Annotated in this window: 12 protein-coding genes; 9 read left to right on the top strand and 3 right to left on the bottom strand. The window is 47.4% G+C overall.

Annotation, left to right across the window (positions count from 1 at the left end; translation table 11 throughout):
* Positions 1-236: 236 nt before the first annotated feature.
* The 3 genes from B3A20_RS03585 to dnaA all read right to left on the bottom strand — a co-directional run bounded on the left by B3A20_RS03585 (position 237) and on the right by dnaA (position 4,724).
* The gene (locus tag B3A20_RS03585; RefSeq protein ID WP_290761919.1) at positions 237-1,118 is read right to left on the bottom strand and encodes a YicC/YloC family endoribonuclease; all 882 of its coding nucleotides are present in this window, start codon (positions 1,116-1,118) and stop codon (positions 237-239) included.
* A 199-nt stretch (positions 1,119-1,317) separates the two neighbouring features.
* Complete coding sequence (gene metX, locus B3A20_RS03590) at positions 1,318-3,111, bottom strand: homoserine O-acetyltransferase MetX (RefSeq protein ID WP_290761922.1); 1,794 nt, start codon at positions 3,109-3,111, stop codon at positions 1,318-1,320.
* 287 nt (positions 3,112-3,398) lie between these two features.
* Complete coding sequence (dnaA, locus tag B3A20_RS03595; protein ID WP_290761925.1) at positions 3,399-4,724, bottom strand: chromosomal replication initiator protein DnaA; 1,326 nt, start codon at positions 4,722-4,724, stop codon at positions 3,399-3,401.
* A gap of 303 nt (positions 4,725-5,027) precedes the next feature.
* Between dnaA and B3A20_RS03600 the strand changes: the two genes are divergently transcribed.
* The 9 genes from B3A20_RS03600 to B3A20_RS03640 all read left to right on the top strand — a co-directional run bounded on the left by B3A20_RS03600 (position 5,028) and on the right by B3A20_RS03640 (position 17,002).
* Positions 5,028-5,504: a hypothetical protein gene (locus tag B3A20_RS03600; RefSeq protein ID WP_290761928.1), complete on the top strand. Its 477-nt coding sequence runs from the start codon at positions 5,028-5,030 to the stop codon at positions 5,502-5,504.
* A gap of 165 nt (positions 5,505-5,669) precedes the next feature.
* The gene (locus B3A20_RS03605) at positions 5,670-6,767 is read left to right on the top strand and encodes a squalene/phytoene synthase family protein (protein ID WP_290761931.1); all 1,098 of its coding nucleotides are present in this window, start codon (positions 5,670-5,672) and stop codon (positions 6,765-6,767) included.
* A gap of 112 nt (positions 6,768-6,879) precedes the next feature.
* Positions 6,880-7,440, top strand: coding sequence for a signal peptidase II (gene lspA / locus B3A20_RS03610; RefSeq protein WP_290761933.1), 561 nt, complete (start codon positions 6,880-6,882; stop codon positions 7,438-7,440).
* A gap of 132 nt (positions 7,441-7,572) precedes the next feature.
* Positions 7,573-8,850 carry an RluA family pseudouridine synthase gene (locus tag B3A20_RS03615; RefSeq protein ID WP_173563171.1) on the top strand — a complete coding sequence of 426 codons (1,278 nt, stop codon included), beginning with the start codon at positions 7,573-7,575 and terminating at the stop codon, positions 8,848-8,850.
* 120 nt (positions 8,851-8,970) lie between these two features.
* On the top strand, positions 8,971-10,398 hold the full coding sequence (locus B3A20_RS03620; protein ID WP_290761938.1) for a UDP-N-acetylmuramate--L-alanine ligase: 1,428 nt from the start codon (positions 8,971-8,973) through the stop codon (positions 10,396-10,398).
* 67 nt (positions 10,399-10,465) lie between these two features.
* Positions 10,466-11,722: an amidohydrolase gene (locus B3A20_RS03625; protein WP_290761941.1), complete on the top strand. Its 1,257-nt coding sequence runs from the start codon at positions 10,466-10,468 to the stop codon at positions 11,720-11,722.
* Between the two features lie 52 nt (positions 11,723-11,774).
* On the top strand, positions 11,775-14,195 hold the full coding sequence (locus tag B3A20_RS03630) for a DUF4419 domain-containing protein (protein ID WP_290761944.1): 2,421 nt from the start codon (positions 11,775-11,777) through the stop codon (positions 14,193-14,195).
* The gene (locus B3A20_RS03635; RefSeq protein WP_290761947.1) at positions 14,176-15,441 is read left to right on the top strand and encodes a hypothetical protein; all 1,266 of its coding nucleotides are present in this window, start codon (positions 14,176-14,178) and stop codon (positions 15,439-15,441) included. The genes B3A20_RS03630 and B3A20_RS03635 overlap by 20 nt, the downstream gene beginning before the upstream one ends.
* A 181-nt stretch (positions 15,442-15,622) precedes the next feature.
* Complete coding sequence (locus B3A20_RS03640; protein WP_290761950.1) at positions 15,623-17,002, top strand: glycoside hydrolase family 5 protein; 1,380 nt, start codon at positions 15,623-15,625, stop codon at positions 17,000-17,002.
* The last annotated feature ends 155 nt before the right edge of the window (positions 17,003-17,157 follow it).

The following is a 17,157-nucleotide window of genomic DNA, read 5'->3' on the forward strand; positions in this document are numbered from 1 at the left end:
GTGCTGAGCAAAGTCGAAGCATGCCGGGATCGCCTTTTTTATTGATGTCGTAATCAAAAAGCGTCCCGTGCGATTTGCACGAGACGCTTGTTGTTGGAGTGTGGATGTTTTATTCTTTCTGATTATAAGGTAGATTGTTTTGAAGCAAAAAGCCCTACTTTCGTAGGGCTTTTTATGGATAAAAAATCCATGTTGAGAAATGGTGTTGAGAATTTTTGGCGCGCTCGGCTTTCGCCTTATGCCACGTTCATTGATTGTTCCCTAATGCACTCGATCTCGTTCTTGAGCTCGATGGCAAGTGCTGCGATTTCGGCATTTTGGCACTTGGTGCCAAGCGTATTTGCTTCACGGCCCATTTCCTGGAGGATAAACCCGAGGTTCTTGCCCTGGGCGCCGCCCTTGGCGAGCGCGTCGAGGAACAGCTTGTTGTGGCTCCTGAATCTCGTGATTTCTTCGTGGATGTCGAGCTTGTCTGCCATGATGCAGGCTTCTTGTAAAAGGCGAACGTCGTCGATTTCGGAATCCTTCATGAGCGTGTTGATGCGTTCGCGGAACTTGACCTTCCATGTTTCAATGCGTTGCGGGTCGAGTACTTCGATCTTGTCGATGACTTCGTTCAGGTGGATTACGCGGCGGGTGAGGTCTACGGCGAGGTTTGCTCCTTCCTTTTCGCGCATGGCGATGACGCCATCCAATGCCTTGTCGAGTTCTGCCTTCAAGTGCTTTTCCCAGACTTCGTTGTCGCCGTTGCCGTCCGTGAACTGCAAAACCTCAGGGATGGCAAGCACATGTTCGAGCTTGATGTCGCCTGCAATGCCGTATTTCTTCTGCATCGCTTTCGTGATTTCCACGAACTTTGCCACAGCGGCTTCGTTGTAGCAAACGGGAATGTTCCCGGCGTTGCCTGCGCCAAGCGTAATCGAAAAGTTCACGGAACCGCGAACGAGCTTGTCCTTGATTTGTGCCTTGAAATCGTTTTCGAGGTAGGCGAAGTTCTTTGGAATCTTGCTCGAGATCTCGAGGAAACGGCTGTTCACGCTGCGCACTTCGATAACGCACGTGATTCCTTGCAGTGTGGATTCGCTTTTGCCGAACCCGGTCATGGAAATTATGGACATTTTGATTCTTGCGGCTTTGCCGCATCCTAGTTACTAGTTAAAATTAGTTGGTAGAACTTAGACCGCTACGCTCTTAGAACTTAGTAAGTTATTAGTTGTTAGTCATTGTCCGCAGTCTATATTAGGTGTTTTTTTTTGATTATAAAGCTCTAAAGACCAATGACTATTGACTAAGTTCTAAGTTCCTGATTTTAATTAATTAAATCTTGGATATCGTAGCGATGACGTGTTCGGCGCCGAAGTTCGGGAGCCCAATGGCGGTCAGGAACTTGCTTATCTTGTGTTCATTCTGGAAGTGCAAGTTTTCAATCTTGAACCCTTCCTTGTTGCACAGCGTATAGAAGTCCTTCACCGTCAAAAGGCGGATGTTCGGCGTATCGTACCATTCGTAGGGGAGTTCTTTGGAAATTGGCATGCGTCCGTGGAGCATCAGGCTTCCGCGGGCAGACCAGTGCCCAAAATTCGGGAACGTCACGATGACTTGCTTTGCAACACGCAAAAGCTCGTTCAAAAGCGCCACCGGGTCGCGAATTTCCTGAATCGTGCGATTGATAATGGCGTAGTCGAAACTGCCGTCCTTGAGGTCGGCAATGCCACTTTCGTCCAAGTCGCGTTGGATGACCGGCACATCTTTTTCGAGGCAGTCGAGAATTCCTTTGATGTTTTTTTCGATGCCAAAGCCCGAGACTTTCTTCTTGTGGATAAGGTAATCCAACAGGTCGCCGCTGCCGCAACCGAGGTCGAGTACATGGCTTCCTTCCTTTACGAGTTTGCCGAGGAGGTTAAAGTCGTTCTGGTCGTGGAATACAGGCACTGCCTGCGTTCCGTTTTGCGGGATAATCTTAGAATCGAGGAATCGGCCTACAGCTTTACCGAGCTCGCCCACTTCAATCAAGAATCCGTCATGGCCAAATTGCGTGTCGAGTTCGAGGCTTGTCACAGTCTTGCCGGTGTTGATGAGCGCGCTTGTAATGCGGCGGCTCTCGTGCGGCGGGAAAAGCCAGTCGGTCGAAAGGTTCACGTTCAGGACTTCAGCCTTGATGCCCTTGAATGCGTTTTCGATGCTGCCGTATTCCGTTTCGAGGTCGAACGCGTCGGTCGCATGTGCGATGTGCAAGTAGCTGTTTGCATCAAAGCGGTCGACGAATTTCGTTCCCTGATAACGTAAGTAGCTTTCGATGGGCAAGTTCAAGTCGTACGGCGTCGAGTAAGTGACGGCGTGGCTTCTGTTTTCCTGGTCCTGGGCGCGCTTGAACTTCTTCTCCATGCCAACGGCAGAGAGGTACGTGATGTGCGCGAGTTTGCGGGCGTTCGCAAGGCCAATGTCCGGTCTTGTCTTACCTTCTTCGTAATAGTCACCGCCGTGGAAGTTCGGGTCCTGCGTAATGACATCGCGGGCCACGACTTCAAAGCCGAGTGCCTGGCTAGAAAAGCGCGGAGAGCTTGCAATCACGATGATGCGCTTCACCTGTTCTGGGTAGTAAATCGCCCATTTCATCGCCTGGAATCCACCCATGGATCCACCGATGACGCTGTAGAATTCCTTGATGCCAAGAGCGTCTGCGAGTTCCTTTTGGGCGTGAACCATGTCGCCTATCGTAATGGTAGGGAAGGTACTGCCGTAGGGCTTGCCCGTGCGCGGGTTGATTGTTGCCGGGCCAGTAGAGCCCTTGCATCCTCCAAGGATGTTGCTGCAAACTACAAAGAATCGGTCTGTATCGATAGCCTTGCCTGGTCCGATGAGTTCGTCCCACCAGCCGGGCTTCTTGTCATTTTCTGTGTACCAGCCGGCGGCGTGCGCATCGGCGGTCAACGGCGAACAAACCCACACGGCGTTATCGCCGGCGGCGTTCAATGTGCCGTACGTTTCGTAACGGATGGTCAGGGCCGGGAGCGTCTTGCCGTTTTCCAGTAAAAAGCCCTGTTCACCATAATCCTTGTTGAAATCCTTGGGGATTACGGGACCAAACGATTTATGCAAATATTCACTCATATGCATAAATATAGTAAAAGATTTAGTTGCTGTTCACTTGATGCCGCGCTTGAAAATGAAAAATATGTATGAGTAAAGAGGGGGTGTGCTATAAAATGCAAGGGTATAGTTTTTTTTATGTAATGGGATATACTTGTTAATAATAACGAATAATGTTGTAACCCTAAAAGTAAATGAATTATTTTATCTGTTGTTCTTGGCCGTTGCATTGCAGAATTGAATGTTGTATATAAAATAAAAAGCTCCTGTAAAGACAGGAGATACATAAGAGCTTATGTTGCTTAAAACTAGTCGTGTATGGTATTCTTGAGGCTTTCAATTAAGCGGGCAAAGCTCGGATCGGTTTCCATCTCTTTCTTGACGCTCTTGATGGCGTGCACAACGGTGGAGTGGTCCTTGCCGCCAAAACGGGAACCGATGCTCTGCAAGCTGATGGGGGAGAGTTCGCGCATGAGGAACATGGCGACCTGGCGAGCCTTCGAGATTTCCTTGGTGCCGCGGCCCGGTTCGATGAGCTTAGTCTCGGGAACTTCGTAGTGCTGCGATACGGCATGGAGCACGGAGTCTAGGCTTACGCGGCGACGGAGTGTCGGGGCGATTTCGGTGACGACCTTCTGTGCGATATTCATGTCGATGTCGTGGCTCATGAGGCTCGACTGGAGCGTGAGCTTGATGATGGCGCTCTCGAGGCAACGCACGTTGCTTGCAATATTTTCAGCAAGGTAACGGATGACTTCGTCGCTGATTTCGAGGTGGCGTTCTTCGGCCTTCTTGTGGAGGATGGCTTCGCGCGTTTCGACGTCAGGCGGCTGGATGTCAACGGTTAAGCCCCAGGAAAAGCGGCTCACGAGGCGGTCGGAGAGGTTTTTCACTTCGGCGGCGGGAGCATCGGAGGTAAGCACAATCTGCTTGCCAGCCTGGTGCAGTGCGTTGAAAATCAAGAAAAATTCGTTTTGCGTTTCGTACTTGCCCGTCCAGTTCTGGATGTCGTCAATCAGGAGAATGTCCACTTCGTTGCGGTAGAAATCGGACATTTCAGTGATGCGTTTTTCTTGCAGGCACTTCATGTATTGCTGCGAGAAGTCTTCGGATGTGAGGTAAATCACACGCTTGGTCGGGTCTTCTTCGAGAATGTAGTTACCGATGGATTGGAGCAAGTGCGTCTTGCCAAGACCTGAAGAACCATAAATAAATAGCGGGTTGTACTGCGTTCCATCAGGATTCCTTGCTACGGCGAGAGCGGCGTTGAAGGCGAGCTGAGCCTTGTCGCCCGGGACGAAGTTTTCGAAGCGAAAACTGCCAGAAAGCGGAACGCTCGGCTTGATAAATTCGCGGAAAGAGTTGTCGGAGGAGCTTGTTTGCGGCTGGTAAACGTCTTGCGGCTGGAATTCAAATTCCACCGGAGCTTCGTCGTGGGAAACGTCTTTCCAGGCGAGGCGGATAAGATCTTTGTAAGCGGCGTAGACTTTAACATCAAGTCCGGGGGGCACCGCGATAACGGCGTGTCCTGGGGTTTGGCTTACAAGTTTGGTCTGTGCAAAATATGTCTTGAATACCGTGTCCGACAGCATTCCGTGGAGGTAGTTCAAGCATCTTTCCCATTCAACCTGCATCTTCAATCCTCATCCGATTAATAATCTATCAACAACTTAGGCGTTATAATTTAGCTAATTCTTCGGAATGTTGATAGACTTAACGGGGAAATAAACCTAAAAAAATTCTTACTTAAATGTAAAAGAAAATTAACATTCGTATTTGGGCTTTAGCGTGCGCCTGCAAAGTGTTCATTTTTCGCAAATTTTCTAATTTTTTTTATGATGGAATTATATACTCTTGTGGATTATCTTTTTTGGATTCCCGTTCTTTTCTGGGTGGGGCTCCATTTTTGGTTTAGGAACGTTTCGTACGTCGTTTTTTTGAAAAAGCAATTGGACCGAGGCGAAAAGTGGGCGTATGTTCTGGAAGAATACGTGAAAAATCCAGGGCGTGTGAAGTTTTTGCGCTTTTGCGATTATCTATTTACTGCCGTGGCTTCCATATCGACGGCGACTGTTGTCGTGTGGACTTTGAGAAAATTTGGGTTTGCGGAAATGGCGAACTTCGGCTTTGTGACAGTAATCCTTTTCTTGGTGCTTGCGAATTTTATGAAGCGCAGGACGGAACTCAAGCTCACGGACTTGTTCCAATCGGCTTTTTATCTGGAATATCGCTGGGTGAATTACGGAATTCAGCGCAAGGGTATTACGATGTCGGATGAAAATATTCGGGATCGCGCGGGACTCAGCTATGCGCATAAGCTCCGCAATGCCGAAGACCATGGCCGTTTCTGGAAGTACGTAAAGTCGATGGCTGCGTCTAAAAAGGTGCCGCCGGAAATGTTCGAGGTGTATTAGTTGGCAGAACTTAGAGCTTAGAACTTAGTAGGCAGTAGGAAGTGGATTGTAAACAGGAATGTTATGAGTTTGTTTTTGTTTGTCATGCCCGATACCGATCGGGCATCGCCTTCACCTCTTGTCTGACGGCTATTGACTAATGACCATTGACCAAGTAGAGCAAGTATGATTGATAAATTGGATTCTTTAGATGTGGGCGAGAAGGTGCTCGAAGGCAAGGCGGCGTGGAAGTACGCCGAGGATGTCTTGCAGCTGGTGTCGCGTACGTTTGCACTGAACATCCAGGTTTTGCGTGGCAAGCTGCACCGCAGTATTTTGCTTGCGTACCTTTATTTGCGCATTGCCGATACGGTCGAAGATGACCCGGACATGAAGGCGGGCGAAAAGGATTACGTGCTTGCACTGTTTGCTGACGTGTTCAAGACGGGTGCGCTCGAAACCGAAAAAATCCGTGCGTTTGTGGATGCACTCCCGGAATCGTGGCATGGCTCCGAGGACCCGAACAAGGATCTTTGCACCAAGGCCGAAGTCGTGGTGCCGCTCTTGAAGTCGCTCCCCGAGGTTTATAGAAAACCTGTTTGCGGTGTGGTTGTTGAAATGTGCGGTGGCATGGCTAAGTTTGCGCTCCGCCAGGAGGCGGCGCTTTCGTCGGGCTGGTTCACGCTTGAAAATGTAGGCGAGCTTGATGAATACTGCTACTATGTGGCTGGCATTGTTGGCAAACTCTTGACGAAGCTTTTTTCGGCGGATACGTGCCTGATTGGCGCAAAACGTGAGGCTGAACTTTCGAAACTGGACGTTAGCTTTGGGCTTGCCTTGCAGGTCGTGAACATTGTGAAGGACTGTGTCGAAGATTCTGGACGCCGCGTGTGCTTTATCCCCGAAGAAATTTGCAAGCGTCATGGCTTTGCGCATCCGAGTGAACTCTTCAAGAATGGCGCCGATGTCGAGAAGTGTGGTGCCGTGCTTTCGGAACTTGTCCAAAAGGCTTGGCGTCATTTGGATGATGCTATTGCCTACACGAAGCTTATCCCGAACATCAAGATGCGCACGAGGCTCTTTTGCCTATGGCCACTCTTTATGGCGGCAGAGAACTTGAGCTTGATAGGGGATGGCGTGTCGGTGTTCACTTCGGACAAGAAAGTAAAGATAACGCGCGATACCGTTAAGCGGATAGTGAAGGAAACATCGATGCACTTCTATTCGGACAAGTGGATTGATGAAGCCTACGCGAGGATTAAGAATTTAGAATTTAGAACTTAGAGCTTAGAGCTTAGATAAGTTTCTATTTACTAGGGTCTAAAGCATCGGCATCGTCATTGCGATTCCCGCAGGGGCGAAGCAATCTATAAAAAGGAATTTTATGCAAGGTAATATGAAGTTTTATAATAAGAGGCCGTTCCATGTGGCGGTGATTGTTTTTAGCATTATTTCTGACCAGTTGACTAAACTGTGGGCGGTGTCGCGTTTTACGGACGAAGCAGGGAATTTTACGTACGAGAAAATTCCTGTGATTGGTGAACTTGTGCGTTTCCAACTTGTGTACAACAAGGGTGCTGCGTTCAGCAGCCGTCCGCAAGACTTGATGCCGTTCTTGCCTCCTTGGCTGTTCTTTCTGTTGATTTCGATTGTGGCGGCGATTGCTCTTGTTTGGTTCTATAAGTCCATCGACAAGCGTGATTACTTGAGCCGCTTGGGCGTCGTGATGATTTTCGGCGGTGCTGTCGGAAACTTCATTGACCGTATGCGCATGCAGATGGTTGTGGACTTTATCGACTGCGATTTCCCAGATTTTATCATGACCCGTTTCCCGACGTTTAACGTGGCGGACTCGTTTGTGACTGTCGGCGTTGCCCTCGTGATTTTATCTCCCGTGATTTTACGTAAGTTGCACAAGCAAATTAAAGAAGAAAAAGAATTAGAACTTAGAACTTAGAACTTAGAACTTAGAACTTAGAACTTAGAACATTGCTCTTTTCTCTAAGGTCTAAGAGCGTAGCGGTCTAAGTTCTACCAACTGCGGCGAAGCCGTCCTAACCACTAACCACCAACCACTAACCACTGATTCATGAATTACATCGTAGAAGAAAAGCATAATGGTGAACGTATCGACAAGTTCCTTGTCGGCGTTATGGAAAATGTCTCCCGCACAGACGTGCAGAAGCTGATTGAAGCGGGCGAAGTCAAGGTCGGCGGTGGCAAAGTCGCGAAGAACTTCCGCGTAGAAACGGGGATGGCGGTTGTCGTTGAAAAGATGATCGAGAAGGAATCATCGACGCTTGAACCCGAAGATATTCCGCTGAACATCGTTTACGAAGATGATGATATCGTGGTCATCAACAAGCCACGCAATTTGGTGGTGCACCCGGGCAATGGCGTGAGTAAGGGAACGCTTGCCGCAGCACTTTTGTACCATTTCAAGGAAAATCTTTCGACCGTGAACGGTCCGCTCCGTCCGGGTATTGTCCACCGTCTGGACAAGGATACGCCGGGGCTTATGGTGGTTGCGAAAAACGATGCTGCTCACAGGCATTTGGCGCATCAACTCGAAACGCGTACGCTCCACCGCACGTATAATGCGCTTGTGTGGGGCTGCCCGCGTGACCTTGAAGGAACGATTGACGCTCCGATTGGCCGCAACCCGAAGAACCGTCTCAAGATGGCGGTGGTAAAGGGCGGTAAGGAAAGCCGTACGCATTACGTAGCGAAGCAGTTCTTTGCAATTGCAACACTCTTGGAATTGCAACTGGAATCTGGCCGTACGCACCAGATTCGCGTGCATAGCCGTTACACGGGCCATCCGGTTGTAGGCGATCCGCTTTATGACGGTCGCGATGAAAGTTTGAACCGTGTGCCGCCTTTGATGAAGCCGGTGGCTGAGAAGGTTCTTGAAATTGCTCCGGCGCAGCTTTTGCAGGCTGTAAAGATTGAACTCATTCATCCGCGTACGAACAAGAAGCTTACGTTCAAGGTTCCGATGGAAGAGCCGTTTGCAAATGTGCTCAAGCTCTTGAAAAAGGAATGTCCGGCATCGGCGCCTGTGTATGACGAAGAAGAAGGCTTCCGCGATTTCGATGCGCAGATTCGCTTTGACGAAGATGATGAATTTGACGAATACGCAGAACCGCTGGAAATCTCGCCAGACGAAGCCGCTCCTGTGAAGGAACGCAAGACGCGTGCACAGCGCCTCGCTGAGAAGAAGGCTACTGCCGCCAAGCGCCGTGCCGTTGCAGCCGAACGCAAGCTCATCAAGCAGATGAAGGCTGCTCGCCGCAAGGGAATTGCCCCGGAAGATTTCGTGGAACCAGGTTACGAACCCACAATAGACCCGGAGCTGCTTGAGTAGGTAATAGGTCATAGGTAACAGGTGGTAGGAGTAAAAATCGCGGCTTCGCCGCCTGTTATCGATGCACTTGTGCGTGTGACTTTAACCTAAAACCTAATCCCTAAAACCTATAACCTAACAATGACTAATTCTTACTTCTTTATCGGTGTTGCTGGCGTGGGCATGAGTGCCATCGCGCAGTATTTGGTGGGCAAGGGCGTTGCTGTGAGCGGTAGCGACCGTCAGTTCGGCGAGTTCCTGAATGGAAATGCCGAAAAGCCGCTTGTCATGAGCCAACTCGAAGATTGCGGAATCAAGTGCTTTGCGCAGGACGGTTCCGGCGTTGTCGAAGGGCTTACCGCAGTCGTGGTGAGCACCGCTATCGAAGATTCGAATCCTGATTTGAAGCGCGCCAAGGAACTAGGGATTCCGGTGATGCACCGCAGCGAAATGCTCGCGAAAATTTCGAAGGAAGCGCGCACGATTGCGATTAGCGGTACGAGCGGGAAGTCTACTGTGACCGCGATGGTTTACCACATTTTGGAATACGCAGGTCTCCAGCCGTCTGTGATGACGGGTGCTGGTCTCGTGAATTTGCAAGCACAAGGCAAGATTGGTAACGCCGTGAGTGGCAAGGGAGAATGGCTCGTTGCCGAAGTCGACGAAAGCGATGGAACGCTAGTTCGCTATGAACCGGAAATCGGCGTCATTTTGAACATCGACAAAGACCACAAGGAAATCTCCGAGCTTGAACAAATTTTCTTGAAGTTCAGCCAGAACGTCTTGAGCGCAGGTCACATTTTGATTGTGAACGATGCGCACCCGCTCGCAAAGAAGTTTAGCGCCGGTCGTGAATTTGACTTTGGCTATGAAAGCTATGTGAGCGTCCAGGGAATTGACTTTAAGTCTGTCGGAACGCATATTCAGTTCCGCGTGCGTCATGGCAATGAACTTGTGAAGTTCGAAATTCCGCTGCCGGGCAAGCACAATATGGAAAATGCTTTGGCGGCTACTGCCGCTGCGCTCCGTGCAGGTGTTTCACTCCATACGTGTGCCGATGCGCTTTCGTCTTTCCCGGGCGTGTTCCGCCGTCACCAGATTCTCGGAACGTTCAACGGAGTCACTCTTGTCGATGACTTTGCTCACAATCCGGCAAAAATTGCCGCAAGCATCAAGAGCGTCCAAGACTTTACCGAAGGCCGCGTGATTGCCTGGTTCCAGCCACATGGCTTTGGTCCGACGCGATTCTTGCGCAAGGATTTGGTGGACTTTATCGCCAAGACGCTCCGCCCGATGGATATGGATTTTGACCGCAAGAACGATGTGATGTTCTTCAGTGAAATCTATTACGCTGGCGGAACGGTCACGCGTGACATTAGCGCGGGTGACCTTGCTGATGACTTGATTCTCAAGGGTTGTGAGGCTATTTACATTGCTGACCGCAACGAGTGCGCCAAGAAAATGCTAGAATATGCAGAACCAGGCGACACGATTTTGTTGATGGGAGCACGTGACCCGAGCTTGCAAGAGTTCGCTCGCTCGGTAAAGCAACTTTTGGAAAATCGTTAAGCGCGCATTTGGCTCGTGCGGTTGTATTAGACTCGTGTGGTCCTGTCAAAAATAGGGGAAAATTGCAATGGACAAAAAGACTGTTTTAAAAAACGTTTTCTTTGATGGCGCAAAGCGCGACATCTTGGTTGTCGGTAATCTCTTTGAAAAGGTGACGCGTCCGCTGGAACCTGCTGATTACGAAGGCGCTGAAATAGTTGATTGTTCGCATTTTGCAATTATGCCCGCATTCTATAACGGCCACACGCATGCAGCGATGAGCTTGTTGCGTGGTTTTGCTGACGACATGGAACTTGGCAAATGGCTCAACGAAAACATTTGGCCGACAGAAGCGAAACTCACGCCTGACGACATCGCTGTTGGTAGCCGCCTTGCAGTTCTCGAAATGATCAAGTCGGGAACGGTGTTTTTTACGGACATGTATTGGCATCGCGAAGAGACGATGCGCGTTGTTGAAGAAATGGGAATCCGTGCGGCGATTGGCGTTACGTTTGCAGAACCGTTGATGTCTAAGGATGCTTGGGCGGCGAATATCGATTTTTTGAAGAATCATACGGGCGAATCGGAACGCGTGCAGCTCGTGGTAATGCCGCATGCAATTTACACGGTGGGCGAGAAAAAAACGGCTGAACTGATTGATCTTGCTCATGCTGAGAATTACAAGATTCACACGCATTTGTCCGAAACGATGACTGAAATTAAGAATTGCATGGAACAGTTCGGCTGTACGCCTGTGGAATTCTGGAAGCGTCTGGGCGGTTTGAATTCGAATTTCTCGGCGGCGCACTGCACGCATTTCACGGCTTCTGACCGCAAGATTTTTGCAGAATCAGGTGCAACGGCAATTCTGAATCCGTGTTCCAACATGAAGTTGAATAGCGGCATTCCGCAGGTTGCCGAAATGATCAAAGACGGCATGAAGCTTGGTCTTGGTACGGATGGCGATTCGTCGAACAACAATCTCGACATGCAAGAAGAAATGAAGACGATTGCACTCCTCGCGAAGTATCTTGGAACTGCAGAAACGCTCCCGGCAGAAGAAGCTCTCAAGATGGCTACGTGCAATGTTGCGCAGTTCTATGGAATCAATGCTGGCCGCATTGCGGAAGGCAATCTCGCAGATTGCTTGCTGATTGACTTGAACAACGAACGTATGGTGCCGTGCTACAATATCTATAGCAATTGGGTCTATTCAGCAAATTCTAGTGCAATCGATTCTGTGATGTGCAATGGCAAGTTCGTGATGCGAGGCCGACATGTCGATGGAGAAGATGAAATCCTCCGTGATGCCCGCAAATGTGCTGCACGACTTGCTAAATCTTAAAATGCAAATGCGTTTTTTTTAGAATAAATTTCAATAAAAAGAAGTTGTTCTTATGGCGTGTTTGTACAAGTTTATTTTCTTTCTCCTTGTTGCATTCTTTTTCTTTTCTTGCGAACAGAAACGTGATGAGCAAGTGATTGAAATTTCCTCGAAACCGACCGAGAATTTTGAAGGCTTTGTTCGTGATACGAGCGCGTATGTCATGGTTGTGGATACTAGCGTTCACGATAGCACGTTTAATGAAAAAATAACGCCTGTTAAAAGGGGTGGCTTTGCAGAATATTTTTCTAGAAAAGCCAAATATGAGGGCTCGAACGGTTCAAAGGCTTTTTATGCATATTCCGATTCTATAAGCCCCTTTGTTAAAGGTTCTTCTGAAAGTCCGTCTTTTTTTAATGTCGTTGCGCTTGCTTATGCCAAGCATTATTCCTTGGAAATAAATCCAGATGATATTTGGCTTATGATTTTGGATGGCTTTCGCCTCCATGTCAAGAACAATCGCGAAAAATTAAAAGACCGTTTTGTTGCTCCGGGAACGGATACTTCTATTGCAGTTATGGATAATTCGCTGACTCTTGAATCAACGCACAAGGAATGGTTTTGGACGATTGCGAACTTATTTGATTCTTTGCAGGCGAAGCTACCTCCAGAAACGGGCGAACCCTTGAAAATCAAGTTCTCGACGACAAGTCCGGTGGACTATAACATTTCTCGCACTATGACGATGGCGGTTGCGTCGCAATACTATTCGTATAATGTGTACACGCTTTGCGGAATCCCCAAAATCAGGATAAACGGTACCAAGGATGATTGGATGTTGCTTAAGGATTCCTTTAACAGGCTTGCCGAACAACTGGATATGAAATGGTGGTCGAAAGGGCTGAATCCTATACTGGATGAGTTTGTCAATACTTTTGACGGAAAAATCAATTTAAAACATTGGAAGAACATATATAAGAGTTTTAAACCGGAAGGATGCGGCAATCCTCTTTTTAACGGTTGGATTTCAAGGTTCTTGCCTTATACAAAGGATGATCGCTCGAATGAAGAAAAATATGTAAAGCACACGAATTGGAACGAACAACTGGACTTTTATAATATTCCTAAGGGAATAACTTTTGTTGATGTTCAATGGAATTATTTGGGTGAAAAAATTCCTTTGAAACTTTATACGGGATTTATCGGTATTCAAGTGGATACTACGGCAAATCGATTGAAGGCTTCTAGAGGGTATGCGTTGTTGTCTTTTGGTTTGCAAAACTTGAAGGATGTCGCCCAAAATGTCAAATTTATTCCTGGTAAACCATTGCGATTGCACGAAGCGCTTTCTATTGCAGATTCTATGAATATTTATGGCGAAAAGGGTTTGCTCTATGCAACGCATGACTTTAATGAAATCGAAGAATTTGCAAAGATGTCTTATCTTGATGAGGAATATCCTGAGGCGGAACCGTGGCAAAGAGAAATGGTTGGAATTGGTGAACCGAATTTGTCAATTAATTTATATGCAGATGGCAAATTGATTGACCATTTGCTTTATTACGCTCGCCCGAAAAATGAAAATTTTTGGATGCGCTTGTACGATTATTTTCAATCTGATTATGATGGGGCCTTACTTTCGCTGCAAGGCGTTGGGCGATGGAAAAAGAACGCTAAAATCAAAGAATTTTTCAAGCAACGGAATATTCCTATAAGTGGAATTGTCAATGAGTTTCCGCATGAGGCCTCACTCCCGAAAATAAATGTCGAAATATTTGTCGATACAATTTTTTTGAAAAAAGGGGTGAAGGTTGATGAAAAAATAAACATGAGTGAACTTAAATCAGGGGTTGCGCGAACTTTGAAAAATTCGTTGGGTTGGCGTCTTAAGAGATTGTTCTATCGATATTATAAGGATGTTGATAGTTTATCTATTGTTGCGGGCCTTTGCTATGGGGATGATGGTAGTGTATTTTCTCCTTCTGCTCGAACAAAACCCCATGAAAATAAAGAATTCAGAAAGGAAATAGAATCTATTTTGAAGTATGGATGGATGCCTCCAAAAGTTCACTCGAATATCGGTAATGACGTGACTGCCCAAGAAATAGTTTCTTTCGAAAAGTTTTTGATCTCATTTTCAAGGGATTACCGGATGGTTTGTAAACAAAATGGTCGCACCGCGAAAGACTCTGTCGAAATTGTAAATGCTCCAGATGCAAGGAAAGATGTTTGCAACGAGATTACATTCTCGAAAGACATCGCGACGGGTGAGGTAATCCGCTATGAATGCTTGGAATACGAAAAGAAATTGCCTAGTGGCAGTTTTCAAAAGAACTATATGAATCATTACTTTGATAAAAATAAAGCAATTTATGAAGAATGGGATCGCATGTACATGCCGATATTGCGACGCGCTTCCCTCAAAATTCCGCCTTGTTTTGTGGAAGAAAAAATTGCCGAAAAAGGGATGTATAATGAAGATTGGCGTTTCTAAATTCCTTCTACTCATCCTTGCCGCATTCCTTCTGCTCTCTTGCGAACAGAAACGTGATGATGTTTCTGTAGATTTTATTCCTGGAAAACCGCGACCTATGCAAGAATCTTTGGCGTTAGCAGATTCCATGGTCATTTTCAATGCGCAGGGCTTGGTCTACACAACGAATAGCTTGAAGGAAATCGAGAAATTTGCGAAGGCAACTGTGCTTGATGAAGAATATGTTGAATTTGAAAGAAATCTTAAAGAAGTTTATCTGGATGAAGCGAATTTATCTGTTAGCTTATTTCAAAAAGGGAAACTGATTGATTATTTGTTCTACTATGAAAATCCTTATTCTGGGGATACTTTATTTGAAGGAATTGTATATTCGTTGCAAGGCTACGGCAGAATGAAAAAACTGGCCCCTATTTATACTTTTTTCAAAGATCGAAAATTTTCTACAGAGGGTAAAACTGCGGAATTTAAAACCCTACCAGGTCAACCAGCGTTGAAAGTGGATGTCTATGTCGATACTTTTGAACTTAAAGAAGGGAAAAGCCTTAGCGACACTTTGCGACCGCGTGAATTTGAAACGGGTCTTATTCAAAGTGTAAAGAGACCTTGTGGCTGGCGGCTTGAACGAGCGCTCAAAAGATATTATAAAGAGGGCTTTAATCTTTCTGTTGATGCTACGATTACGTTTGGGGATAGTGGCCGCGTTACGAATGTCTCGATGAACACGGAACATCCCGAGTATAAGGATTTTTTGGAAGAAGTTAAGTCCATTTTATATTATGCCTGGATGCCGCCAAAAGTGCAAACTCGTCTTATGGATCCCCTTCCGTGTATGTATATCTCCGATAATTTGCCACCGGAATTACAATCGCGGAAAATTTGGAGCTATGTCGCTGCACAAGAAATTGTCAAGTCAGAAAAGGTCCATCTTTCGTTTTCTAGAGAATATTTCCAAGAATGTAATGGCGAGGAAAGTGAAAAAGATTCCATTGAGATTGCCGGTTATTCTGGCATTATCAAAGAATATTGTGATGAAATCCGATTTACGAAGGACTTTGCTACGGGCGGAATAAATTATTTAAAATGCATACAAGGGAAGGCTAAAAGAGATCCGCTGTTCCCCCAAAAGCCGGTTAAACCTGCGAAAGCTTCGACCCTTTTTGACAGGTATCATGCGATGTACGCCAAAGAAGACCTTTCTTTAAATCAAGTTGTGACTCTTAAAATTCCGGCTTGCTTCGCCCCATAGCTCAAGCCCCAAAGCTGCCGAAGGTTGCGACCCCATAGCCCAAACCTGTTTGACAAATCGTCAATACTTTTAACGGCGGAATTTAGGCTTTCGCCGTGTATTGATGTATATTTAACTTTGGTGTATGATCTTTCGTTGTTTGGGGATAAAACGCGAATGGCATAGAACCAAAGGATTGACTATGTTGAAACAGCACATTCGCGTTGCTGCTCTTTGCAGCGCGTTCTCTTTTGCATTGGCGTCAAATTCCTTCGCGGCAGATTTGCCGACGGCAAACGAAATGTTTGCCAAGATGGGCTTTGGCATAAACATCGGGAACACGATGGAAGTTCCAGGGAATCCGACGGGGTGGGGCAACAAGTTCCCGACCGAGGCGTATATTGATTCGGTCAAGGCGGCGGGCTTCAGCACGATCCGCATTCCTTGCGCTTGGGATAGCCACGCGAGTAACGGCGTCATCAACAAAAGTTGGATGGATTCGGTGCAGACGGTGGTGGATATGTGCATGCGCGCGGGGCTCGTGACGGTTCTCAATATCCATTGGGATGGCGGCTGGCTCGAAGAAAACTTGAAAGATGCCAAGAAGGATGAGGTGAACGCTAAGCAGAAGGCTTATTGGACGCAAATCGCAACGCACTTCAAAAACTACAACGAAAACTTGCTATTCGCAAGCGCTAACGAGCCTGCCACAACTGACGCAAATTACAAGCACGAAACCGAAATCCTGATGACGTACCACCAGTCGTTTGTGGACGCCGTGCGTGCAACGGGGGGTAATAACGCCAGCCGTACGCTCGTGATTCAAGGGCCATCGACAAGTATCGACCGCACGAGTGAAGTGATGCCGGTAAGCAAGCTCCCGAAAGATGTAATTGCGAACCGCTTGATGGTCGAAGTGCATTTCTACGACCCCTATACGTACACGCTATTGAATGATGTTGTCGATTGGGGCGCTCAGGTCTATCCGCAGTACTATTGGGGTGATGACCTTGCGACAGGTGCAGATATCGTGCATAATTGTGGCTACAACGCCTGGGCGGGAGCCATGGGCGACAAGTGTACGAGCGCTCAGATTCAGGACCAGTTCGGCAAAATGAAGACAAATTTTGTCGATAAGGGCGTGCCTGTGATTATCGGTGAGTTCGGCGCTAATGACCGCGTGGGCGTGTTGACGGGTGACAATTATGCGAAACATCGCAAAGGCCGCCTTGCTTATTACGATGCTGTGATGAAGCTTGCAAAACAAAATAAGGTCGTGCCTATCGCCTGGGATACGGGCCACGAAGGCGAAAATAACATGACGATTATCCGCCGCCAGACAGACCCGGACGGTTCCGTGTTTGACAAGGACGTTCTGAACATCATGCGTCATGCGTACGGCCTTGACGATTACGTGAATAACGGCATTACGCACATAGAAAACTTCAAGACCGATGAAGGAACGATTTCCATTTTCAAGCGCAATCAACCGGCGCAGTTCCGCAGCTTGCGTACCTCCCGCACTTACGATTTGCTTGGCAAGCAGAACCCGCAAGCAAGAGTCGTGAAAGTCAAGAAATAGGTTTTAGGTTGTAGGTCTTAGGTTAAAGAAAAAAGAGAAGAGTCCCGATAGTGTGTCGGGACTCTTTAAAATTTACTGGATCCCGTCGCAATTGTAAAACAAGAAATTATGGTTCCCCTCACTTCGTTCGAGGATGACGGCTCCAGGACGACACA

Origin of the sequence: Fibrobacter sp. UBA4297, assembly GCF_002394865.1 — a bacterium.
Classification (GTDB): Bacteria; Fibrobacterota; Fibrobacteria; order Fibrobacterales; family Fibrobacteraceae; genus Fibrobacter.